This window comes from Corynebacterium sp. L4757 (assembly GCF_043673995.1).
Taxonomy (GTDB): Bacteria; Actinomycetota; Actinomycetes; order Mycobacteriales; family Mycobacteriaceae; genus Corynebacterium.
The window spans coordinates 502417-525919 of record NZ_JBIMEN010000001.1; the positions used below are offsets into that span (position 1 = coordinate 502417).

General features: G+C 54.2%; 20 protein-coding genes. 5 read left to right on the plus strand and 15 right to left on the minus strand.

Annotated features, from left to right (window positions below):
* Position 1: 1 nt before the first annotated feature.
* The 12 genes from ACG98I_RS02315 to ACG98I_RS02370 form a co-directional block, all read right to left on the minus strand.
* Positions 2-1135, minus strand: coding sequence for an acyltransferase family protein (locus ACG98I_RS02315; RefSeq protein WP_394718003.1), 1134 nt, complete (start codon positions 1133-1135; stop codon positions 2-4).
* A 2-nt stretch (positions 1136-1137) separates the two neighbouring features.
* Complete coding sequence (locus ACG98I_RS02320) at positions 1138-1869, minus strand: lysophospholipid acyltransferase family protein (RefSeq protein WP_394718072.1); 732 nt, start codon at positions 1867-1869, stop codon at positions 1138-1140.
* A gap of 74 nt (positions 1870-1943) precedes the next feature.
* On the minus strand, positions 1944-2897 hold the full coding sequence (locus tag ACG98I_RS02325) for an ROK family protein (RefSeq protein ID WP_394718005.1): 954 nt from the start codon (positions 2895-2897) through the stop codon (positions 1944-1946).
* 40 nt (positions 2898-2937) lie between these two features.
* On the minus strand, positions 2938-4053 hold the full coding sequence (locus tag ACG98I_RS02330; protein WP_394718006.1) for a glycosyltransferase family 4 protein: 1116 nt from the start codon (positions 4051-4053) through the stop codon (positions 2938-2940).
* Between the two features lie 27 nt (positions 4054-4080).
* On the minus strand, positions 4081-5175 hold the full coding sequence (locus ACG98I_RS02335) for an NlpC/P60 family protein (protein WP_394718007.1): 1095 nt from the start codon (positions 5173-5175) through the stop codon (positions 4081-4083).
* Between the two features lie 238 nt (positions 5176-5413).
* Complete coding sequence (locus ACG98I_RS02340; RefSeq protein ID WP_394718008.1) at positions 5414-6058, minus strand: C40 family peptidase; 645 nt, start codon at positions 6056-6058, stop codon at positions 5414-5416.
* Positions 6059-7497: 1439 nt separating this feature from the next.
* On the minus strand, positions 7498-9120 hold the full coding sequence (locus ACG98I_RS02345) for a cytochrome bc complex cytochrome b subunit (RefSeq protein WP_394718010.1): 1623 nt from the start codon (positions 9118-9120) through the stop codon (positions 7498-7500).
* On the minus strand, positions 9120-10340 hold the full coding sequence (locus ACG98I_RS02350; RefSeq protein WP_394718011.1) for a ubiquinol-cytochrome c reductase iron-sulfur subunit: 1221 nt from the start codon (positions 10338-10340) through the stop codon (positions 9120-9122). Before ACG98I_RS02350 ends, ACG98I_RS02345 begins: the two co-directional genes overlap by 1 nt.
* Positions 10337-11230: a c-type cytochrome gene (locus tag ACG98I_RS02355; RefSeq protein ID WP_394718073.1), complete on the minus strand. Its 894-nt coding sequence runs from the start codon at positions 11228-11230 to the stop codon at positions 10337-10339. Before ACG98I_RS02355 ends, ACG98I_RS02350 begins: the two co-directional genes overlap by 4 nt.
* 81 nt (positions 11231-11311) lie before the next feature.
* Positions 11312-11896 (minus strand): heme-copper oxidase subunit III, encoded by a 585-nt coding sequence (locus tag ACG98I_RS02360; RefSeq protein WP_394718075.1) that lies wholly within the window; start codon positions 11894-11896, stop codon positions 11312-11314.
* Positions 11897-12495: 599 nt separating this feature from the next.
* On the minus strand, positions 12496-12927 hold the full coding sequence (locus ACG98I_RS02365) for a cytochrome c oxidase subunit 4 (protein ID WP_394718013.1): 432 nt from the start codon (positions 12925-12927) through the stop codon (positions 12496-12498).
* A 19-nt stretch (positions 12928-12946) separates the two neighbouring features.
* Entirely contained in the window at positions 12947-14041 is a 1095-nt protein-coding gene (locus ACG98I_RS02370; protein WP_394718015.1) for a cytochrome c oxidase subunit II, read from the minus strand.
* 383 nt (positions 14042-14424) lie between these two features.
* Between ACG98I_RS02370 and asnB the strand changes: the two genes are divergently transcribed.
* A complete protein-coding gene (asnB, locus tag ACG98I_RS02375) occupies positions 14425-16341 on the plus strand; it encodes an asparagine synthase (glutamine-hydrolyzing) (protein WP_394718017.1) in 1917 nt (638 codons plus the stop codon).
* Between the two features lie 155 nt (positions 16342-16496).
* Here asnB and ACG98I_RS02380 read toward each other — a convergent pair whose 3' ends face one another.
* Positions 16497-16841 (minus strand): HesB/IscA family protein, encoded by a 345-nt coding sequence (locus ACG98I_RS02380; protein ID WP_394718018.1) that lies wholly within the window; start codon positions 16839-16841, stop codon positions 16497-16499.
* A gap of 280 nt (positions 16842-17121) precedes the next feature.
* On the opposite strand from ACG98I_RS02380, the gene ACG98I_RS02385 reads away from it, so the two are divergent.
* Both ACG98I_RS02385 and ACG98I_RS02390 read left to right on the plus strand, forming a co-directional pair.
* Positions 17122-17832 carry a DUF3043 domain-containing protein gene (locus ACG98I_RS02385; RefSeq protein WP_394718020.1) on the plus strand — a complete coding sequence of 237 codons (711 nt, stop codon included), beginning with the start codon at positions 17122-17124 and terminating at the stop codon, positions 17830-17832.
* Positions 17833-17841: 9 nt separating this feature from the next.
* Positions 17842-18843, plus strand: a complete 1002-nt coding sequence (locus ACG98I_RS02390) for a nicotinate-nucleotide--dimethylbenzimidazole phosphoribosyltransferase (protein ID WP_394718022.1) — start codon at positions 17842-17844, stop codon at positions 18841-18843.
* A gap of 68 nt (positions 18844-18911) precedes the next feature.
* Here the strand turns inward: ACG98I_RS02390 and ACG98I_RS02395 are convergent, their stop codons facing one another.
* Positions 18912-20012, minus strand: a complete 1101-nt coding sequence (locus tag ACG98I_RS02395; protein ID WP_394718025.1) for a branched-chain amino acid aminotransferase — start codon at positions 20010-20012, stop codon at positions 18912-18914.
* Positions 20013-20095: 83 nt separating this feature from the next.
* Between ACG98I_RS02395 and ACG98I_RS02400 the strand changes: the two genes are divergently transcribed.
* Positions 20096-21577: a leucyl aminopeptidase gene (locus ACG98I_RS02400; protein WP_394718027.1), complete on the plus strand. Its 1482-nt coding sequence runs from the start codon at positions 20096-20098 to the stop codon at positions 21575-21577.
* A 162-nt stretch (positions 21578-21739) separates the two neighbouring features.
* On the opposite strand, the gene ACG98I_RS02405 is transcribed toward ACG98I_RS02400, so the two are convergent.
* Positions 21740-22144, minus strand: coding sequence for an oxidoreductase (locus ACG98I_RS02405; RefSeq protein ID WP_394718029.1), 405 nt, complete (start codon positions 22142-22144; stop codon positions 21740-21742).
* 325 nt (positions 22145-22469) lie between these two features.
* Here ACG98I_RS02405 and ACG98I_RS02410 point away from each other — a divergent pair.
* On the plus strand, positions 22470-23503 hold a 1034-nt coding region (locus ACG98I_RS02410), incomplete at its 3' end, for a biotin/lipoyl-containing protein (RefSeq protein WP_394718031.1).

The window sequence follows — 23503 nt, forward strand, 5'->3', positions numbered from 1 at the left end:
CTTAGCGCTTGCCCACCGCGAGCTTGAGCACCGGGGCATTTCTAATCTTTTGCTGCAGGCTAGCAAGACTCGGTGGGTAGACCGTCCATCCCAGGCCTGGCACCTTGGAGATAGACCACAGCATGAGCCCGCCGGCACCGCACAGGATGATGCAGTAGATGGTCCAGAACCAGGTGCTCGAAAGTAGCCCGGTGGCATCGGGAGAAATCTCCCAGCCGCCGAGGATTTGGACATAGTGATAGCCCACGGTCATCGCAATCGGGTGACCTAAGTAGACCGGCAAAGTATTGCGGCCAATAAACGCGAAGAAGTGCGAGACATAAGGCACGTGAGCAATGCCTACGGCCATCACGAGGGCCATAGGCAACTGGAAGGTTTGCTCCACGAACCTGACCAGCAAGAGGATTTCCTCATGATTCATGAAATCCATGCCCGGCAGATACCACGGGATGGCAATCTCACCTTGGAATTGGTTCCACCACCCGCGGGAGAAATACCCCACCGCGTAGGTAATGGCCGCGAAAGTAAATGCGGGAATGCTCAAGCGGCAGATCGCATCCACGAATGCTGTGATGGCTCTACGGAAGTAGACACCGGCGAAGAATAACGGCATGTACATCAATGCCTTGCCGATGAAATAGATGTGCTCATTTAGAGGCAAGAGCAGCACTGGAGCAAAGCTCACCAGCATGGCGGCCGCCGGATGCAGCTTGCGTGCAGCAACCAACACCAGGTTAAAGACGATAAGCGCATGCAGGAACCAGCCCATATTGTGGCCGAGCAGCAGGTTTATTCCTAGCTCACGCCATCCCAATGGTTCATTGCCAAAGACCCAACGCCATTCGAGGTTCTTGGTCCACAATTCAATGGTGACCCAGATGATGTACGGTACCGCGAAATACCAGACGCGTTTTACCAGCACATCCCTAAAGGTGTACTGCAGAACCTTCGTGGAGAAATAGCCAGATACCACGAAAAATAGCGGCATCCGCAAAGGATCCAACCAGGTATTGAGCTGATATAGCCACGTGGTCTCACCACCGGGTACGCCAATGCCGACGTGCAGCATGACAACGCCAAGGATCGAAATTCCCTTGGCTACGTCAGGCCATACAAGTCTTTCTTTGGAGCTCACTATTACTTCTCAGCGCCCTTCGGGTATCCATTCCCCTTCTTCAGCGATTCTTTCACGTTAGATGCATAAACATCAACGTATGGTTGCTCAGCCAATTCAGCTAGTTTATGCATGAAGTAGTCAGTAAACCCACGGATGGCTTCCTGGGACGTTGGATCCAGATCATTTTCTTGTGCCCACTCATGGGGATTAATGGCCTCTCCCATGCGGGTTCCAACGCGTACTGGGCGGGGAATCCAAGTACCGATTGGGTTCGCCTTGCGAGAATTGAACATGGCAACGGGATAGACGTCTACGCCGGTGTCCATGGCCACTCGAGCCATACCGGTGCGTCCACGGTAGATACGACCATCGGGTGAACGAGTGCCTTCTGGATAAATACCAAAGACCTCGCCGGCTTCAAGAATCTCGCGTGCCGAGTTCATCATGCCTTCGGCGGCAGTTCGAGCAGAGCGATCAATAGGAACTTGGCCGACTGAAGTAAAAAACCACTTCTGCAGACGCCCGATAAATCCTGGGGTATTAAAGTATTCTGCCTTAGCAATGAACTTCATCTGCCGCGGGCACATTAGTGGGAAATAGAATGAATCCATCACCGCCTGGTGACTCGACGCCACAATGGCAGGGCCTTCCTTCGGAAGGTTCTCAATTCCCTCGCTCCATGGTCGATTCCAGACACGAAGGGCTGGGCCGAATAAAATATGCTTAAACGTCCAGTACCACCGGTTCTTCATAGCCATATCGGATCAATCCTTCAATTATCTGGGCGGGAATTTAGAAAATGTAGCGTTATCGCTGTTACTGATAATTAGGATACGCACACGGATGCGCGGGCCAAATCAGCCGCACCAATCATACCCGCTTGTGAGCCCAAATCTGCGACTTTCAGCTCAGCAACTTGGCGATATCCAGCACCAACAATATTGTCTTGCATACCTTGACGCGCAATGTCCAGATACAGATCTGATGCGCGAGATACTCCCCCGCCCAGCACAATGAGCTCAGGATCTAACACATCAGCGACCATCGCTAGTCCTTGTCCCAGCCACGTGCCGAATTCTTCCATGACTGCGATGCCCAGGGGATCCCCTGCGCGTGCCGCTGCAACAATCTCTTCACCGGTTGGGACGACCGGCAGGCTCGATTCATACTTCGAGCCTAAGTCCACCGCAATATCTGGCAGAGCAGTTCCGGAGGCATAACGCTCGAGACAACCAGCTTTGCCACAAGAACATTCTCTTCCGCCTGGAACGACTGTCAAGTGGCCAAATTCCGGTGCGGTCCCGAAGGCACCACGATAGATTTCGCCTTTGGCCATCAATGTTGCGCCGATACCCGTACCAATGGCAAAGAACACCCAGTCTTGGGCTTCCTTGCCTGCACCGAAACGGTTTTCGCCCCACGCTGCTGAGTTCGCATCATGTTCAAGGCGCACGGGTAGCCCGATTCTTTCCTGAATGGAATCACGGACCGGCGCATTCCGCCATGGCAGGTGCGGTGCAAAGCGCACTGTGGTGCAGGTGGGGTCAATGAAACCAGCCACGGCTAAGCCGACTGCCTGAATGTCATGGTCCACCCGCAACTCGGTGACCAGCTTCTCGATGCTTTCTTCCAAATCAGCGGCATGCTTAGGTGTCGCTGCCTCGCGGGTGTCCAGCACTTGGCCTTCTGCATCGACGACACCAGCGCGAATGTTGGTGCCTCCGATATCAAAACCGATGGCAAGCTGGCTCGAGACGAGCTGCTGGGAAGCATTATTCATGAACAATAGGATATACGGCCATCAGCATTCTGGATAATCGTCACGGCCGCAACGTCTCACGCAATCTGCGGCCCATGATCTCCCACGTCCAATTATTTTCCACGTGTTTGCGCCCAGCGCTTCCCATCCGCGCCATACGCTCAGGGTCAGAAAGAAGGCTAATCAGGGAATCGGCAAGCATGTGCACATTGGTGCCATCAATGACCACGCCGGTCTCCCCCGTGATGGTCTCCGGAGCCCCGCCCGAGTCTCCGGCAATAACTGGCAGTCCTGCCGCTTGGGCCTCAAGGTACACAATGCCCAGGCCCTCCACATCTAAACCTCCACCGCGGGTACGCACCGGCATGGCAAAAATATCGCCGGCAGAAAAGGATAATGCCAATTCTTCCATGTCTTTAGCTTCCTGAATGATTGCGTGAGGGACATACATCTTTGCAAGTGTTTCCAACGTCGCGCGATAACGCCCCCGGCCAATAATAAGCAATTGTGCGCCGGGAATGGCCTCTTTCACCAGCGGCATTGCACGCAACAATTGGTCTTGGCCTTTACGCGGAACCAGACGTGACACGCACACGATGACAGGCGCTTCGGGCGAATTGGTCAGATGGAAATGCTCCTTTGCCCCGTCCTGAGGGTTAAAGAGGTCAGCGGTAACAGCAGAGGGCAAGTGCACCCACTTCGGATGCGGGCCAAATGCGCGGCGGAAGCGGCGCAACGTGTACTGGGAAATATAGGTGATTGCATCACAGTTATTGCCAATAATGCGCAATGCTTGGCGCGCACCTGGCACCATGGACCAGCCAACCTCATGCCCATGAGTGGTGGCAACCACCTTCTTAGCGCCTGCCTGACGTGCGGCTTGCGCCAACAGCGCTAGAGGCGCTGCTGCGCCAAACCACACGGTGTCGATGTCATACTCGCGAATAATCTCCTGCATCCGCTTCGCGGTCGCTGGTGTCGGCAGCATGACCTTCCGCGGCCAACGGATAACCGTATAGCGTGATGCCGCATCCCACTCGTCTGCCGCCTGCTCATCTTGGGTCGATGCAAAGACCACGACCTCTTTAGGATTCAAACAGTCAAGAAAATCACGCAGGTAGGACTGAATTCCGCCAATAGTGGGCGGGAAATCATTAGTGACTAGAAGAGTACGCACCCTTTAGATACTAGTAGCGGATAGATGCTAGTAGCGTGCGGTGCCGGTGATAGGCATCGAATCCACCGGGACCACCTGCACAGGGACACCATAGGTGGATGCGTGAACTACCTGACCATTGCCGATATACATGCCAACGTGGGTAACGCCTGGGTAATAGCCCACGATGTCGCCTGGCTGTAGCTGATCAACGGGAACGGAAGCACCTCCAGAAATCTGAGCCTGCGACGTACGCGGGATAGTCTTGCCCTGCTGCTGATAAGCCCAGAACATGAGACCCGAGCAGTCGAAAGCGCTAGGACCGGAAGCACCCCAGGAATATGGTGAGCCCTGCTTAGACAGCGCTGCTGCTACCGCTCCGGTGGCATTTTCACCAAGCTCAGCCAAATCCGTCATGGAAATTGGACTGTTCTGGTTCTCCCACGCCGCCCGCAATTCAGGGCTCAGGGAGTCAACACGTTCTTCGATATCCTGCTGGCGCGATTCCAAATCGGCACGCTCCTCGAGCGCAGCATCCTTTTCACGCTGCAACTTGTCCTTGGCAGCTAGCGCGTCAGCAACCGCCTCATCAGCTTCCGCCCGCGATGCTTCTGCTGCTGCGGATAACTCAGCCATAGAATTAAGTGAGCGCTGTGCATCACGCGAGATAGCACCTAAGTAGCCCAGGCGCTCTACAGCGCTGGTTGGGTCACTCGAGTTAAGTGTTGCGATGAATGGGTCCAAGGTGTCACCGCGGTAACGGGATTGCGCAATACCATCGATATTTTCCTGCTCGAGGCGGAGGAACTCATCGGCGTCTTCTGCGGCAACCTGAGCCTGATGGGCCCGTGCCTCCAGCTCCCCTAGTTCTTCTTCTTTCGCTGAGAGCTCATCTTCTAGAGCTTTAACTTCCTCATTTTTAGCCGAGACTTCACGGGCTACCTTGCCCACTTCGTCGATCAGGCCTGCCATGTCATCTGGGAGCGCGGCATTCGAATCATAATGCTCCGAGTGCGCGTTCTCAGCTTCTTGGGATTGTGCTTCAGGAGCAATAAGACCATGGGCGCCAAGAACAGCACACACGGTAAAGGCGGAAACAGTAGCCACAAGGCGGCCACGATGAGACCTAGAAACAACCGACACGATGAAACTTTCCTATTACAACACCACAGACTCAAGTAACTATAATAATGTTTTCGTCAATTATCTAGCTAGTGTGTCGCAGGTTAAGCCCTATCGTCAAGCAGGCAACGACCTGCACAAACACTACAGGCCTGGGCCCGCAAATTTTCATAGCAATAAACTATACAAAAAGACCCACGATGTACACATCCAAGGTGTATATCGTGGGCCTTTTCGGCGCTAAAGCACTTTCTGCAGGTTAGAAACGTACCGCAGAGTGGATTGGCATGTAGTTCAGTGGACGCTCAGAAACGGTGGAACCAGAGTTCAAAGAGTCAACGATCTTGCCATTACCAACGTAGATAGCAACGTGGGATGCGCCGCCGTAGTAAGCAACGATATCGCCTGGCTGCAGGTCAGAGATTGCAACAGGGGTGCCCTGCGCTGCCTGAGCCTGGGAGGTACGAGGGATGGTCTTGCCAGCCTGAGCGTATGCCCAGGAGGTCAGGCCAGAGCAGTCGAATGCGCTTGGGCCAGCGGAGCCCCAGCCATATGGGGAACCAATCTTGGAATAGACTGCGTCAACAACCTTCTGGTTTGCAGACTTCTCTTCAGCCTTTGGTGCAGCCTCAGAAGCGTAGTTGCTGGCGGACTCAACCGACGCCTGCAGCGAGGTCTTGTTCTGTGAATCCAAGGATGGCACGTACTGGCCGATGTTTGGCACCTTATCGATGTTTGGAACGTTTTCCAGACCTTCGACGTTGAAAGCGTAGTCGGTGTTAGGAACTACGACCTCTGCTGCGTTTGCTGCTGCTGGACCACCGAGGGCCGCTACTGCCGCTACTGCGGTGGTGCCTGCAATACGACGAACGTTCTTAACGTTCTGACGACGATGCTTTGCCACGAAATAAACTCCAAATCTATCTGCGCGTCTACCCTAAACATCTCTCGCATCAGAGTTACTTCTTGAGCTCCGTGGCATTTACGGTCTCAATCAATAACTTCTAAATTCTCAGCGAGTGAGGATTAGAGCTCTGGCCCCTGTGGTTGGGCCTAACGTTCTTTGGAAGACTTCCTCTTCAAGACTTCCTCCGCTCGGCCCCGCCTACTTAGCAGACAGGACCAGATGCGACGCTTTAAGTTGTTGTTATTCAAATTGGCTACCCGGTTGGTAACGCAATGTCTCGAATAGATTACGAAACCATCACGAATTTTGTCGAGTTTTGAACCGCGTGCCGCGTTGTTATCGGACCGTTATCAATCCGAAACGCAAAATTTCCCCAAGCTTAGGTAGAACACCAAACAAACCTTCCCCGTAGGTGATTAGTCCACAAAACCCCGCACACCCTGCACGGACCAAAGCTAGATTCAACCGGGAAACTACCGAACAATCGAAAAGAATTCCGACCTGCGCGCCATATACGATCCCCAATGTGTCTTTGATCACCACCACGCCACATTAACCCCAAATTGACCAAGCGTCACAAGGCGAAACCGTCCATTCCACCCATTTTTGAACAGCGAGGTCTCGTCGTCCCCTACTCGATGAGACCTGCAAAAGACCATTGAAGCCTTATGCGCCAGAGCCAAATACCACTTGTAGATTCCGCAAAGCGGATTCCCGAATAAAACTGCGCATGTTATAGCGCGAGGGACGCTGAGTGACCAACTCTTAATCATGTGTGCCAGGGAGCGCACAAACGCCGCCTGCGGTCATATACGAAGAGCCATAGACTTAGCCTTTCTATGAAGGTTCTAAAGCAGTTGAGGCCCATACTGTGACCCCAAAGCCGAGTCAGGGAATTAGTGCCTTAGAGCCCACTCCACAGTCCTGCAGAACCTTCCTGTCTTACGCAGAACAAGTGGATCAATCTCCCCAACGCACTCCTTATATATAAGGAGAAACGGAATGCGTCCCATCCCCCAGTACGCTGCACGGGCCGAGAAAGCCACAAGGCTCGTACGGCCACCAGATTTGCATTAATCTCGCCACATAAATAAAGCAACCAGACCCTAGGGGCCAATGTCGCCACCACGGGTACCAAGCTGGGGACCGCGTACTGCCCCACTAAATGACCACAAGCGGCTCCATATTTGGATAAGGCGGAAATCGCTCACAGTCCGACTAGTACCCCGCAGCAGTCAATGGCTGCCCCTAACGCGGTGAGAAGCACACCACCGATGCGTTACGGAACGAAATGCCCTGACGCGCATTATCGTTTGTGAGCGCACTCCAAGCATTAAGCTTCATAAGACAAAGCGAAACCCCGCTGCCCAACTTCTTGATAGAAGTAAGTGCAGCGGGGTTGTGAGCGCTTTATAAGTTTCTAAACCTTAAGAGGATTAGATGCGGCCGTTTTCTTCGTCTTCACGACGGTTAGCCTCGTTCAGACGACGCAGCATATCTGCTTCCTCTGCCTGGTTATCAGCGTGGTGGTCGTGCACACGCTTCATCAGCTCAGGATCATCTGGGGAGAAAGTACCCTGAGTCTCGGAGTCAGCGACACCCAACTGGTTGAGCTGCTTCGGAACATAAGAACCGGAGTACTCGAGTGGGACTGCGTGGCCATTCTCATCAACAGGCCCCAGTGGCTGGTGAACCTCGATGAATGCACCATTAGGCATCTGCTTGATGATACCGGTCTCGATGCCGTGCTCCAGAACCTCATGGTCAGAACGCTGCAGACCAACGCAAACCGAGTAGGTAATCCAGTAAGCCAGTGGAGGCAGAACCAGAAGGCCAATACGACCAACCCAGGTCATTGCATTCAGAGAAATCTGGAAGAAGTGAGCCACGTGGTCGTTACCACCGGACATGGTGATCAACAGGAAGAAGGTGATTGCCATTGCACCGATACCGGAACGAACTGGAACGTCGCGTGGACGCTGCAGCAGGTTGTGGTGCGCATCGTCGCCGGTGAGCTTCTTCTCAATGAATGGGTAAGAAATCAGCAGGACAACAAGAGCACCACAGAGCAGTGCAACCCAGAATGCGGATGGGATGGTGTAGTTGCCCAAATAGAGCTCCCACGCTGGGAGGATACGAGCCATACCATCTGTCCACAGCATGTAGATATCAGGCTGTGAACCCGCGGAAACCTGGGAAGGATTGTATGGTCCCAAGTTCCAGATTGCGTTAATGGTGAACAGACCGGACATCAGTGCAAGAACACCAGCGGTCATGAGACCCATGCCGATTGCCTTGGTAGCGAAGACTGGGAGAATTCGAACACCAACGACGTTGTTCTCAGCGCGACCAGGTCCAGGGAACTGGGTGTGCTTCTGGAACCAAACCAGAAGAACGTGCGCTGCAATCAAGCCAAGGATGATGCCCGGCAGGATCAGAACGTGGAGGATGTAGAAACGGTCAAGCATCAAATCGGATGGGAAGTCGCCACCGAAGATGCCCCAGTGCAGCCAGGTACCAATGATTGGCAAGCCCAAGATGATAGCGGATGCAATACGCAGACCAACACCGGAGAGCAGGTCATCAGGAAGGGAGTAGCCGAGGAAGCCCTCAACCATGCCCAGCAGAATCAAGGAACAACCAATGATCCAGTTTGCTTCACGTGGACGACGGAATGCGCCGGTGAAGAAGATGCGGCCCATGTGAGCAACCATGGCGAGCATGAACATCAATGCTGCCCAGTGGTGCATCTGGCGAACAAACAGGCCACCGCGAACCTCGAAGGAAATATCAAGTGCAGTTGCATAAGCACGTGACATCTCAACGCCGTTCAGCGGAGTGTATGCACCGTCGTAGATGACCTTCGTAATGGAAGGATCGAAGAACAGTGCCAGGTAGACACCGGTCAGCAGCAAGATGATGAAGCTGTAAAGAGCCACCTCACCCAGCATGAAGGACCAGTGGGTCGGGAAGACCTTATTAATCTGAGTACGTACGACACCAGCTACTGGAAGGCGGGAGTCAACGTTATTACCAATATTTCCGAGTTTAGTGCTCATTATGACTTACGCTCCCAGAATGCCGGGCCGATTGGCTCAATGAAGTTGCCCTGTGCAACGAGGTAGCCCTCTTCGTCCACGGTGATTGGCAGCTGAGGCAATGCACGAGCAGCTGGTCCGAAGACTGGCTTACCGTAGTGCAACGCGTCGAACTGCGACTGGTGGCATGGGCACAGGATGCGGTTGGTCTGAGCCTCGTACAGAGAGGTCGGGCAACCGATGTGGGTACAGATCTTTGAGTAAGCGTAGTAGTCGCCGTGGTGGAAGTCTTCCTGACCTTCGCGCTCAATCGCCTTCTGCGCATCTTCGTGGCGAAGACGGATAAGCATCACAGCGTTACGGTTACCGTGGATGGAGTGCATGTGGTTCTCGTACACATCAGCCTGTGGGTCGTAACGGTCGCCATCATTCACATCGGACTCAGCCAATGGGAATACGGTTTCCATGCCGCCGGCTGCCAGGTCCTCTGCACGGACGCGAACCAGACGGGAAACGCCCTGGGTGGTGTAGTGAGCACCGGACTCACCCTCGTGGTATTCCGCAATGGTACCGGTATCACGAGCAAGGTACAGCTTGACACCGTTCTCGTGCAGGGTCCAACCGGAGGTCCACAGGGTGCCGTCACCCATGTAGTTCAACTCATGACGCTTGCGCCATGGATCCTGAATCATGCCTCCGAGAGGCGCAACAACAACAAGGCCGAACAGTACTGCTGCACCACCGAGTAGACCCTGCATGGTCTTACGGCGACCCAGAGTAGAGGTCTTCCAGGAGTCGTTGAGCAAAGCGGTCAGGGTCTGACGGTCGACTTCCTCGGAAGGACCATCGTGGCGACGCTGTACCGAAATCTCCTCCGGCATGAGGCGCTTAACAAACTGCACGACCGCAACGCCCAACGCAATGATGGAAATACCTGCGGTAAGACCAAGCAGTGGGGTGTACAGGGTGTGCCAAATCAGACCCTCGTCGCCCAGCATTTGGAATTCCCAAGGCCAGAAGATGTAGACGCCAAGGAATGCCAATGCGCTGATTACCGAAATAACCAACCAGATGTTGATGCCGCGAGCGGCGCGCTTTTCAGCTGGGTCGCCGGCGATTGGGAAACGCTCCTTGCGGAATGCAACGGTAACGTCATCGAGTTCAGTACCAAGGGTTGCGAGCTCTTCGTTGCTCATGCCCTTTAGTTCTTCATCGGTGTAATTCTTCTTTACATTACTCATGAACGCGATCCCATCCACATAGCAGCTGCACACAGTGCAGTGATACCGATAATCCACATAGCCAAGCCTTCAGCTACTGGACCAAGACCACCAAGGTCCCAACCTGCTGGAGAAGGAGTCTCGCCTGCAGACTTGATGTAGGCGATGATGTCCTTCTTCTCATCAGCGGTGAGCTGACGGTCGGAGAACTTAGGCATGTTCTGTGGGCCAGTCAGCATTGCCTGGTAGATTTCCTGCTCATTTGCAGGATCCAGTGGCGGTGCATACTTACCGGAGGAAAGCGCGCCGCCCTGACCGGTGAAGTTGTGGCAGGACGCACAGTTCATGCGGAAAAGCTCGGAACCCTTAGCTACATCCTCGGCCTGAATCTGACCGTTGTAGTTGGCGCCGCGCAGCTCCTCCATTGCGATGGTGCCGTCTTCGTTGTACACGATATCTGGGCCGCCACCATTAGCAGCGACGAATGCTGCCAATGCGAGGGTCTGCTGCTCGGTGTAGCGAGGAGTCTTGCGCTCAGCCTGAGCGTCGTTAGACATCATCGGCATACGACCGGAGTGGACCTGGAAGTAAACTGCGCCAGCACCGATACCGACGAGTGAAGGACCGCGGTCCTGAACACCCTGAAGGTTAGCGCCGTGGCAAGTAATACATGCAACGTCGTAGATATCGTTGCCCTCTTGGATGAGAGCCTGGTCATCACGCTGTGCTGTTGCAACCTGTGCGTCTGGGGTCAACGCGGTCGCAAGCACGCCAGCACCGGTAAGACCAACGGCCAAAGCGAATGCACCCGCAAGGGTTCGCTTTACCTTGCGGCCTCGCCGCGTCTTTTTAGCCTCGGCAGAAGGCTGGGTGCCTTCCTGCTCTGGCACTGGGGTGGAATTGGTTTCCATCATTTTCCTTATAAATGTTCGTTCGCGGAAAGCGATTGGCTGTAGGCCGTCGTTTAAGTCTGAAGCCCGTTGTTAAGCGGTCTACTGAATCAGGTAGATAACGACAAACACGCCAATCCAAATAACGTCCACAAAGTGCCAGTAGTAAGAAACTGCCATTGCTGCAGTTGCCTGTGCTGGCGTGAACTTGGATTTAGCAGTACGCAGCAAAATGACCACGAAGGCCAAGATGCCTGCTGTTACGTGAATTGCGTGGAAGCCAGTCAGAATGTAGAAGACTGAGCCGAACACGCTGGACTGAATCGTCACACCGTGGTGGATCATCTCGTACCACTCGTAGCCAACAATGCCGATGAAGACTACACCCAGTGCGATGGTCACTCCGTACCAAACGCGAAGCTTATATACGTCACCCCTTTCAGCTGCGAAGACGCCGATTTGCGATGTAACGGAAGAGAGGACCAAGATCGCGGTGATCAAGGTACCCATTGGCACATTAAGCATTGCGGTTTGCTCTGCCCAATCGCCACTCTGGCCGTTAGCGCGCGATGTGAACCACATCGCGAACAATCCGGCGAAGAACATCAATTCCTGGGACAGGAACACGATGGTGCCCACGCTGACCAAATTGGGTCGGTTCAGCGTGGCAACACGTGGTGCTGCCATATTCTGGTTTGAAACTGCGCTCGTCACGCTTAACAGTATGACTGCTTTTGACCATTAAGTCATCTCCTTCCCCCCGCTCCATCAAGTTCCCTTTTAGACCTTTTTCAGGGGATCGCCAGACTTTTTGAAAACCTATCGGTATTGCCAAGTTCAGTGACAGATTTTCCCCTTAAAAAGCTGCGCATTCCTGCTGGTCATTGAATTGACTCAAGGAAGTGTTAAATAATGCTCTTCTCCTGAGCATTTGCCCGCAACGCATACTCAGCCTTTTGCAACCACTTTCGACAGCGAGTCCTGTAAGAAAGATCACATCGGCATATACCGCAATTTTGGGCCGTTGCAACTTTCGGTTGACCCCCGATCTGAAATGTCCATTGACATGCTATTTTGTCAATTTGATGCCGGAGCACGGGGCTACCTCTCCCCTGTTTTCGTTGTCCGGTTTCGAGATTTTCTGCCTGCTTTGCGGAATTCTCAAAATACGTGGGAACTATTCGGGACTGCCGTCCGACGCAACGCCAAAGCCCCCTATCCACGTGGGCGTGGATAGGGGGCTTTGTGAAGTTTGGCGGGAAGCTAATCCTTAGAGCACTGAAAAATTAGTGCTTTTCCTTTGGAAGGCCATACTGCAGAGACAGCATGGTAGTTGACCACAGGAGCATTACGGCACCCAGGGCAATCATCCACAGGTAGAAGAAGACAATACCGTAGCCAAGAACGGCGATGGATGCCGTCATAGCAAATGGCCAGATAGAGCTTGGAGCAAAGAAGCCGTAGATGCCCTGAGCATCCTCAACTTCTGCTTCTTCCCAGTCCTCAGGGAGCACGTCAATGCCCTTGGAGGTGATGTGGAAGTATCCACCAAGCATCAGACAGAACAGGAAGGACAGAGTCAGAGCGACGATACCGACGTACTCTGGACCAATCATGGAGCCGTCATTGTCCATGAAGGCGGTACCAAACACATACGCCAAGAGGGCGACGAAGATGTAGGCACCAATTGAATAGAAGGTTTTTGCACTAGCGCGCATGATTACTTACCCCTTTTCCTTATACCTGTGCGTTGGCGTCAACAGCGTTGTCGCCTTCGCGGGTACCCAAACGGGAGCTGTTGAATGGCTGGGTGCTGGTTGCGTATGGCTCTTCACCAACAGAAGCAAGTGCTTCAGAGTTAGGAGCATCTGGATTGTCCATGCGGTACTGCATGTATTCTTCGAATGCTTCTGGGCTGATCGCACGGATTTCGAAGTTCATCATCGAGTGGTAGGTACCACACATCTCAGCACAGCGACCGACGAATGCGCCCTCTTCGGTAATTTCAGAAATCTGGAAGCTACGCTCCTGCTGGTTTGCCTCAGGGTGTGCGTAGGTATCGCGCTTAAACAGGAACTCTGGAACCCAGAAGGAGTGGGAAACGTCGCCGGAAGCCAGACGGAACTCGATTGCGGTGTCAGTAGGCAGAACCAAGACTGGAACCTCTTCGGTAGTACCCAGGGTCTCAATCTCGTTGTAGTTCAAGTAAGAAAGGTCGCCCATGGACTTACCGTGAATTGGGTTCGAGTTCGTCATCTCCTCTGGATCCTCAGAAGAAGCTTCTGCAATCTCGTGACGCTCTTCATCGCGACCGTCGTACTCGGAGCCGGTTGGAGAAATCTCAGAACCCAAGTTTGCGTAACCGAACTTCCAGTTCCACTGGAATGCGGTGACGTCAACGGTTACCTGAGGATCCTTATCCAGGGCCACAACCTTCTGCTGCGCCTGAACGTTGAAGAAGAACAGCGCCATAATGATGATGACTGGAACGACCGTGAGGCCAATTTCCAATGGCACGTTGTACTGCAGAGCCTTAGGGAACTCGCCCAGGCCCTTCTTCTTCGCACGCTTTGCAGACCAGCGGAAGATGGCAACGAGGAAGAGACCCCACATGATGATGCCGATGATCCAAGCAACTACCCAGACCCAAATCCAGTAGTTGTGCATAGCGTGAGCCTCAGGGGTGATGCCGTCTGGCCAACCAAAGCCCAAAATGTTGCTCATTGCCTGTGGTGGAGCAACCTCACAGCCTGCCAATGCTGCGCCGGCCAGTGCCAAAGCACCTGCTAGCCCAGCTTTGCGGGTAATGGTGCGCTCTTTACGCTGTCCCACGTGTGTTCTACCTTTCTGTCCACACAAACTTCCCAAATGTTTTTGCCAGGGCAAAATACATTCCTATCCATCGAGGATAATGCATTCAAGCTGGTTCTTATGCTTTGTTCACCATGGTAAAAAATGCATAAGAACAACCTGAGAGTGGCATACAGAAAGCATGTTACCGCCCCACCTGCAGAATGGCTCATCACCACCCCCACCAGCTGAACAGTTGCTGTAATTCAATTCACAACAGACATCATCGATCATCATCCGAAAGTTTGCACCTTTAAGGGGAAAGCCTTTTGTTAGCGCGCCCCTATGAGAGTTTTGACGGCGGTAGCCGTAAAGTTGATTCTCAAGTAATTAGCGACATAAATATGAAGGAGTACTAGTCACCTATGTGTGGACTCTTGAGCATGCTCACCGCAAAGGGCACCGCTGCAGACTATGTTTCTGCAGTCGAAGGCAGCCTAGATTGCATGTACCACCGCGGGCCAGACGCAGCTGGTACCTGGAATGATGAAGACGCAGTCTTCGGATTCAACCGCCTCTCCATCATCGACCTGGAGCATTCTCACCAGCCTCTAAGGTGGGGGCCTGAAGAAAATCCTGAACGCTACGCCATGACCTTCAACGGCGAAATCTACAACTACATTGAATTGCGTGAAGAGCTTCAGGGCTATGGCTACACCTTTAATACTGAGGGCGATGGCGAGCCCATTGTCGTTGGATACCACCACTGGGGCCGCGACGTGGTCGAACACCTCCGTGGCATGTTCGGCATCGTCATTTGGGATACCGAAAAGAAGGTCATGTTCGCAGCACGCGACCAGTTCGGCATCAAACCGCTGTACTACGCCACCACCGACGCAGGCACTGTCTTCGCATCTGAGATGAAGTCCATCCTAGAAATGGCAGATACGCTAAATCTAGACCTAGGGCTTGATAAGCGCGCGATTGAGCACTACATCGACCTGCAGTACGTACCAGAGCCAGAGTCCCTTCATTCACATATTCGTCGCGTCGAATCCGGCTGCACCGTCACTTTGACCCCCGGCGGCACCGTTGTTTCTGATCGTTATTTCAAGCCTGAGTTCCGGACTAAGACCGTCAATGATGAACAAAAGCTCTACAATGACATCGCTAATGCTCTGGAAGATAGCGTGGCCAAGCATATGCGCGCAGATGTTACTGTCGGCTCTTTCCTCTCAGGCGGCATCGACTCCACCGCTATTGCGGCGTTGGCCAAGCGCCACAATCCAAACCTGCTGACCTTTACCACGGGCTTCGAGCGCGAAGGCTACTCCGAAGTAGATGTGGCAGCAGAATCTGCTGAGGCGATCGGCGCTGAGCACATCGTCAAGGTGGTCTCCCCCGAAGAATATGCCGCTGCTATTCCGAAAATCATGTGGTATCTCGACAACCCCGTTGCAGACCCATCCCTCGTGCCGCTGTACTTCGTTGCGGCAGAAGCCCGCAAGTACGTCAAAGTGGTTCTTTCCGGCGAGGGCGCAGATGAACTCTTCGGCGGCTACACCATTTATAAGGAACCGCTCTCCCTTGCCCCATTTGAGAAGATCCCTTCCCCACTGCGTCAGGGCCTGGGCAAACTCTCTCGTGTTCTTCCGGATGGAATGAAGGGTAAGTCTTTGCTCGAGCGCGGCTCGATGACTATGGAACAGCGCTACTACGGCAACGCGCGCTCCTTCAATTTTGAGCAAATGAAGCGCGTCATTCCTTGGGCACGTCCAGAATGGAACCACGAAGAAGTCACCGCACCGATCTATGCACAGTCAGAGCACATGGATCCGGTGGCGCGCATGCAGCACTTGGACTTGTTTACTTGGATGCGCGGCGACATCCTGGTCAAGGCTGACAAGATGAATATGGCTAACTCTCTCGAGTTGCGCGTGCCTTTCTTGGATAAGGAAGTCTTCCGCGTCGCTGAGTCCATTCCACATGAGTACAAGATTTCTCATGGCACCACCAAGTACGCGCTGCGAAAGGCGCTCGAGCAGATCGTCCCAGGACACGTCTTGCACCGAAAGAAGCTGGGCTTCCCAGTGCCAATGCGCCACTGGCTTGCCGGAGATGAACTCTTTGGCTGGGCACAGGACACCATCAATGAATCACAGACCGATGACATCTTTGACCGCGCAGCCGTTCTGGAGATGCTCAAGGAACACCGCGATGGCATCTCCGATCACTCACGACGTCTGTGGACCGTGCTTTCTTTCATGATCTGGCACGGCATCTTCGTCGAAGAACGCATCGACCCGGAGATTGAGCGCCGCGACTACCCCATCAAGCTCTAACATGAGCTGCTCCCTCCGGCGCTAGTACTCGGAGGGAGCAAGAAGGAGTCAATAACAAGGCCGGTCTGTCACACATGATGTGCAACAGACCGGCCTTGTTCTTTCTTACGTGCTCGGCGTGAAAAGTTTAGTTAGAAACTTTTCACGGTGACACCTTAGTTGAAGGAGTCACCACAAGCGCAGGAGCCGCCAGCGTTAGGGTTATCGATGGTAAAGCCCTGCTGTTCGATGGTGTCTGCGAAGTCAATCTTTGCGCCCATCAGGTAAGGAACGCTCATCTTGTCAACCACCAAGCTGACGCCGCCGATGGAGTCAACCTTGTCACCATCGAGGGTGCGGTCATCGAAGTACAGCTGGTAACGCAGACCAGCGCAGCCGCCCGGCTGTACGGCAATGCGCAAGGAGAGGTCGTCGCGGCCTTCCTGGTCAAGCAAAGACTTAGCCTTAGAAGCAGCAGCCTCAGTCAAAATTACGCCGGTTGCAGATGCTGGAGCAGTCATGTTTTCTCCCCTAACTGGAACGAGTGTGAGTCGTATTGAGTAAAAGTCGTTATGTCGCCATCATAATTCGAACACTTAAAGTGTCCATTACATGAAAGCTGATATGGCCTCCACCCTACTCCGAATTCAATAAAGGCAAAAGGTCGACACCAGGTAGGCACTAATAGATACTGACTTTTTGTCTCTAATCCATCCAAGTCTGGGAAGGGTTACTCTACTCAACACACCTTGTGCCGAGGCTATTCCCAACTTCTATTTAAAGCCTTGTAACCTAAGTTATGTGAAGTTACCGTGGCAAAAAGATAAAGATTCAGATAGTTCCTCCGATTCCGCGAATGCTCAAGGCGCGCGTAATGCGGACGGGAACTCCGACCTGGGTGATCAGCAAGAAGGCCCAGCACTACCGAAGGGCTATACCCCTCCTAAAGGTCGCCCAACCCCAAAGCGCGATGAGCAAGAGATCGCGAAGGGCGTCAAGCGCGACCCACGCGGCATGTCATCTGCGCAGATGGCGTCAAACCGTAAGGCTTTGAAGCAGTCCATGTCCAAAGAGGAATGGAAAGAATATAAAAAGAAAGAGCGCGAAGAGCGCAGGGAGCAAAACCGCATCACGCAGGAGCGCATGGCGTCCGGTGATGAGCGCTACCTGATGCCGCGTGATAAGGGTGAAGTTCGTGGCTTCGTTCGCGATTGGGTGGATTCCCGCCGCTTCATCAATGAGTGGGCAATGCCGGCAGCTCTCATCATGCTGCTGATTATGTTCCTCGGCACTGTGGCCCCAGCGTTTGCGAATATCGCATCCATCCTAGCGATGTTGTTCATTGTGGTTCTGCTGGTTGAGGGCATTTACCTGGGCCGTTCCTCCAATAAGGCGGTTCGTGCCGCATTCCCAGGCACTACTGAGGCAGGCGTCAGCTTGGGCTTTTACGCCTATTCACGCGCGACCCAGCCTTATAAGTGGCGCACCCCGCGCCCACGAGTTCAGCGTTAATATTTACCCATGGTCGAATTTTCTGCAGTTCCCGCACCAGACTCTCAAGCGCAACTAGCTGTTGCTACCGCATTGGGCGCAACGCCCCGCGGTGCCAGTTATGGTGCATTCGCTGCCCCCGCTGTGTGGTTGGCTGGCTGCCAAGACAACGTTCCGGCTACTCCGTTGAAGCGCCCACGCGTGATTGTTTTCGCTAGTGAAAACGCGATTGCGCACCGCACCTTCGAAGGCCATGGGCTCTCGGCTTATGCTCCCGAGGCCACCTCGGAGCAAATCGAAGAAGTCAACAATAATGCGGGCCCGATTCATCGTTTAGCAATTGCTGCCGATGCCTCCGTCGAGCTTGTGATTTTAGACCTCACCGCCGGTGCGATCGATGCAGAAAATGCTTTAAGCTCCGAGGACTTTGCCACGGCCCTACAAAAGGGTGTGGATACCGCTAATCGGGAAATTGATTCCGGCGCAGATCTGCTGATTCCGGCTGACCTGACCGTTGCTAATACCACCGTTGCTGCCGCGGTGATGGGGGTATTGACGCGGACAGAACCAGTGGCCATCGTCGGTCCTGGTTCCGGCACAACCGATGCGATGTGGAAGACAAAAGTTGCTGTCATCCGTGACGCAATGTTTAGGGCACGTAATTTTGCCACGAGCCCGAAAGAGTTGCTTCAAGTCATTGGTAATGCTGACTTGGTTGCGGAAGCTGCGCTCATTGCGCAGGCTGCCAGCCGCCGTACTCCGGTCTTGATCTCGGGCATGTTCAGCGCCGTCGCTGCTGCCGTCGCCGAGCGCCTTGCTCCTGGTACTCAAGCGTGGTGCTGTGCTGCCGATATCACCGCTGAGCCCGCGCATGTCCTAGCGTTGCAGGATTTAAGCCTGACTCCCCTGCTCAATCTGGATATGTCCACCGGCCAAGGCCTAGGCGGACTAGTTGCATTGCCGATGATCCGCTCCAGCGTAGAGCTCATCGCCGATGAAGTCACCGTAATTTCCCAAGCGCTCGAAGACTAAGAAGAACTCCTAGCAAGCATGTACGCCCTGCTAGGAGTTCTTCTGTGTTTTAACAAAGGCTCGTAATATTAAGCGAGCTTGTGCAGCCAGTTGTGGGTATCTTCCACGGCGCCATGCTGGATGCCGGTCAGACGCTCACGCAAAGCCATGGTGATATCACCGGGCTCATTGTTATTGACCACGAATTCACCCTCATGTCCCAAGACCTTGCCAACTGGGGTGATAACTGCTGCGGTGCCGCATGCAAAGGCCTCGGTCATCGCACCAGAGGCGACATCATCGCGCCATTCTTCGGCAGTAATGCGACGCTCTTCAACCTCCAGCCCCATGTCCTTAGCTACCTGGAGCAAGGAATCACGGGTCACGCCGGGCAGCAAAGAGCCGGAAAGCTCAGGGGTGACCAGCTTGGCGTTTTCACCGGATCCATAGATGAAACCGAGGTTCATTCCGCCCATTTCCTCGATGTACTTGCGCTCCACGCCATCCAGCCAGACAACCTGGTCGCAGCCCTTCTCTTCCGCCTGAGCCTGCGCCAGCAAGGAACCAGCATAATTACCAGCGAATTTAGCTTCACCGGTGCCACCAGGTGCAGCACGGATGTAGTCAGTAGACAGCCATACGGAGACGGGCTTGACGCCGCCCTTGAAGTAGGCGCCTGCTGGAGAAGCGATCACCATGTATCGATAAGAATTTGACGGTGCAACACCCAGCGAGACTTCGGTAGAAATCATGAATGGACGCAAGTACAGGGAGGCTTCGCCACCCGCAGCGGGGACCCATGCCTCATCAACCGCAACGAGTTGCTCAAGGGAGTCCACGAACTCATCGGCAGGCAATGGCGGCATTGCCATACGCGTAGCCGAGCGCTCCATGCGCTGACCATTTTGCTCCGGACGGAAGGTAACTACGGAGCCGTCTTCCTGACGGTAGGCCTTGATGCCTTCAAAGATGGCCTGGCCATAGTGAAAAACAGTGGATGCTGGATCCATTGCGATTGGCTCATAAGGACGAACCTGTGCATCATGCCAGCCCTCTTCTTCATTCCAATCAATGGTCACCATGTGATCGGTGAAATAATGACCGAATCCTGGATTCTCCAGAATTTCCGCCAACTTTTCGCTCGAGGTGGGGTGTGGGTTCTGAGTTACGGAATATGTAAGCGAAGTCATGACTACTAATCTACTCCTTCGCTTATTTGGTTAAGCTTGGTGGTTAGGTAATTTTCTAAAACCTACTCTAGGAGGACATACACGTGACTGTCGTGGCATCAGCTTTGCCGACCGTAAAGCTAGAAAAGAAGGCTCCATCAAAGGCGAATCTACTGGTTATCGCCGTATTTCAAGGCGAGGAAGGCCTGGAGATCCCAGGTACCGCTCTGCTTTCAGGCTCTGAATTAAAATCCACTCTTGAGTCTCTAACGGCTGTGGGTGCCAAGGGCACCAATGGTGAAATCACCCGCATCCCTGCACCAAAAGGCGTCAAGGCTGACTCACTCGTTGCGGTTGGTTTGGGTAATCCAGAAAAACTGGACGATGAAACCCTGCGCCGCGCTGCCGGTACGGCCGCACGCGCATTGCGCGGTGAAAAGCACGTGGCAACCACCATCGCTGATTTTGGTCTCACCCCAGCGGTCGAAGGCCTAATTCTGGGCGGCTACTCCACCCGCGGCATTCGCTCCACCGATGCCGAAGAGGATGAGGCACCAGCGAAGATCACCGTGGTCTCCAAGGAAGACAAGGCTGAATTTGATGCCGCCGTCATCGGTGCTGAGGCCGTTGCCTTTGCTCGCACCTTGACCAATACCCCATCCAATGAGCTCTACCCGGAGTCTTATGCCAAGTACCTCAAGAAGCAGGCCACCGAAGCGGGACTTGAGGTTGAGGTCCTCGATGAGAAGGAATTGAAGAAGCAGGGCTTCGGCGGCATTTTATCTGTCGGACAAGGCTCCGAGCGCCCACCACGTTTGGTCCGCCTGTCTTGGAACCCAAAGAAGGCAAAGAAGTCCGTGGCCTTGGTGGGAAAGGGCATTACCTTTGACACCGGCGGCATCTCTTTGAAGCCAGGTGCTGGCATGTGGGACATGATTTCTGACATGGGCGGCTCCGCAGCGGTTGCCGGCGCCACCATCGCCGCAGCCAAGCTCAACTTAGCCGTTGAAGTCAACGCCTATCTGCCTTTGGCAGAGAACATGCCTTCCGGCAATGCCACCCGTCCTGGCGATGTCATTACCCACTACGGCGGCATCACCTCTGAGGTGCTCAACACCGATGCCGAGGGCCGCTTGGTGCTTGCCGATGCCATCGCGCGTGCCAGCGAAGACAACCCGGATTACCTCATTGAGACCGCAACCCTCACCGGTGCACAGATGGTCGCTCTGGGCTCACGAACCGCAGGTGTCATGGGTTCTGAAGACTTCCGCGACCGCGTCGCAGAAATCGGCCGCGAGGTCGGCGAGAACGCCTGGGCTGTGCCACTGCTGGAAGAGCATGAGGAAGAGATCAAGTCCAAGGCTGCTGATATCCGCAATATCAACGCTAAGCGCGAAGGCGGCATGCAGTACGCCGGCACCTACTTGTCCAAGTTCGTTGGCGAAGATATCGAGTGGGCACACATCGATGTAGCTGGCCCGTCATGGAATAGTGGCGCTGCTCGTGGCTACACCACCCCACGCGCAACCGGCGTTCCTGCGCGCACCATCATCGCAGCACTCAAGGAGATTTCTGAGAACAAGTAGTGTCCCTATTTCCTCAAGGAATTAGCGTCACGCAATAAAAAGAGCCTTCGCATACCGTTGACATTGATTTACGGTCTGCGAAGGCCCATTACTTTTAAAGCCCTTTCTCGGGGAGGAATCCTCCCTCACGGGGTGAACCCCCTCCCTTACGTGGTGAAAGCTTTAGCTTTCACCACGTTTGCGAGCTTCGCGTTCCTCGAATTCTTTGCGGCGCTGGCGCTGTTCTTCGCGGCGGCGCAAGATCCTTTCGCGCTCCAAGCGTTCGCGCATGCGCTGGGGGTAGCCGGTGTCCTCCACGTCATAGACCGGACAGCCCAAGGCTTTGGCCACGGCATCAATACCTTTAGGCCCGCCGATGGGGCGGCGAATGAACTCCCCTTTTTCGTCGACCACAACCACCGACATTTCATTGACCACAGTTTCGGGTTCGATGAATGCTTCGACAAATGCGCGCCCGGCTACCCACTGGCGCAGCGCCTGCGCATCAGGTTCGCGGATAGTCTCACCGGGGGCACGCGGTGGCCGCAAGGTCGACTTCGACCTATTTCTGCGAAATGGATTAAACACAATACCCCATCCTAGTCATGCAGACATGACAACGAAGTAGGCCTGAATTCCTCACGGCCTGATGTGCCCGGAGACCCCGCTTCGGGACGTGATCAAACTTTTGTATCACCAAACTTCTTGACCTAGGTGAAACATTTAATGTCAGCACGCCTTACAATAGGCTGTTGAAAGCAACCCAACCGCCTCGCGCGGGGCTAATTCGGGGCTAACAGGAACTGATAACTCACCTTTAAGTGGGATCCTGCAGGCGCTGGGTTTACTCACGCGGTAGTCTGGGCTAAAAGCTTCCGTAAATTCTTACAATGTTCAAGGAGTCTTATTACTCATGGCGTACTCCGTTGAGATGCCCGAGCTGGGCGAGTCCGTAACCGAGGGCACGATTACCCAGTGGCTGAAGTCTGTCGGTGACACCGTCGAAGCCGATGAGCCTTTGCTCGAGGTTTCTACCGACAAGGTCGATACTGAAATCCCTTCCCCTGTTTCCGGCACCCTGCTGGAAATCAAGGCTGAAGAAGACGACACCATTGATGTCGGTTCAGTTATCGCAATTATTGGTGAGGAGGGTGAATCTGCTGGTTCCTCCGACTCCTCTGATGACGCACCTGCTGAGGAAAAGAAGGAAGAGCCAGCTGCTGAAGAAGCACCTGCTGCTTCCGAGTCCTCTGATGATGCAGGCTCCTCTGACGCTTCCGGTGACGCAACCGATGTGGAGATGCCAGAACTCGGTGAGTCCGTCACCGAAGGCACCATCACCCAGTGGCTGAAGTCCGTTGGCGACACCGTCGAAGTAGACGAACCACTACTCGAGGTCTCCACCGACAAGGTCGACACCGAGATCCCATCCCCAGTCGCAGGCACCCTGGTAGAAATCCTCGCTGACGAAGACGACACCATCGACGTCGGCGCAGTTATCGCACGCATCGGCGACGGCAACGCCAAGCCAGCAGCAGAAGAAAAGAAGGAAGAGCCAGCAAAGCAAGAGGCTCCAGCCAAGGAAGAAGCACCTGCTGCTTCCGAGTCCTCTGATGATGCGGGCTCCTCTGACGCTTCCGGTGACGCAACCGATGTGGAGATGCCAGAACTCGGTGAGTCCGTCACCGAAGGCACCATCACCCAGTGGCTGAAGTCCGTTGGCGACACCGTCGAAGTAGACGAACCACTACTCGAGGTCTCCACCGACAAGGTCGACACCGAGATCCCATCCCCAGTCGCAGGCACCCTGGTAGAAATCCTCGCTGACGAAGACGACACCATCGACGTCGGCGCAGTTATCGCACGCATCGGCGACGGCAACGCCAAGCCAGCAGCAGAAGAAAAGAAGGAAGAGCCAGCAAAGCAAGAGGCTCCAGCCAAGGAAGA

Bases quoted from the DNA above. Each gene is read 5' to 3' on its own strand.
- ACG98I_RS02320 (WP_394718072.1), bottom strand. From the start codon at position 1,869: ATGAAGAACCGGTGGTACTGGACGTTTAAGCATATTTTATTCGGCCCA.
- ACG98I_RS02325 (WP_394718005.1), bottom strand. From the start codon at position 2,897: ATGAATAATGCTTCCCAGCAGCTCGTCTCGAGCCAGCTTGCCATCGGT.
- ACG98I_RS02345 (WP_394718010.1), bottom strand. From the start codon at position 9,120: ATGAGCACTAAACTCGGAAATATTGGTAATAACGTTGACTCCCGCCTT.
- ACG98I_RS02350 (WP_394718011.1), bottom strand. From the start codon at position 10,340: ATGAGTAATGTAAAGAAGAATTACACCGATGAAGAACTAAAGGGCATG.
- ACG98I_RS02355 (WP_394718073.1), bottom strand. From the start codon at position 11,230: ATGGAAACCAATTCCACCCCAGTGCCAGAGCAGGAAGGCACCCAGCCT.
- ACG98I_RS02360 (WP_394718075.1), bottom strand. From the start codon at position 11,896: ATGGCAGCACCACGTGTTGCCACGCTGAACCGACCCAATTTGGTCAGC.
- ACG98I_RS02365 (WP_394718013.1), bottom strand. From the start codon at position 12,927: ATGCGCGCTAGTGCAAAAACCTTCTATTCAATTGGTGCCTACATCTTC.
- asnB (WP_394718017.1), top strand. From the start codon at position 14,425: ATGTGTGGACTCTTGAGCATGCTCACCGCAAAGGGCACCGCTGCAGAC.
- ACG98I_RS02380 (WP_394718018.1), bottom strand. From the start codon at position 16,841: ATGACTGCTCCAGCATCTGCAACCGGCGTAATTTTGACTGAGGCTGCT.
- ACG98I_RS02390 (WP_394718022.1), top strand. From the start codon at position 17,842: ATGGTCGAATTTTCTGCAGTTCCCGCACCAGACTCTCAAGCGCAACTA.
- ACG98I_RS02395 (WP_394718025.1), bottom strand. From the start codon at position 20,012: ATGACTTCGCTTACATATTCCGTAACTCAGAACCCACACCCCACCTCG.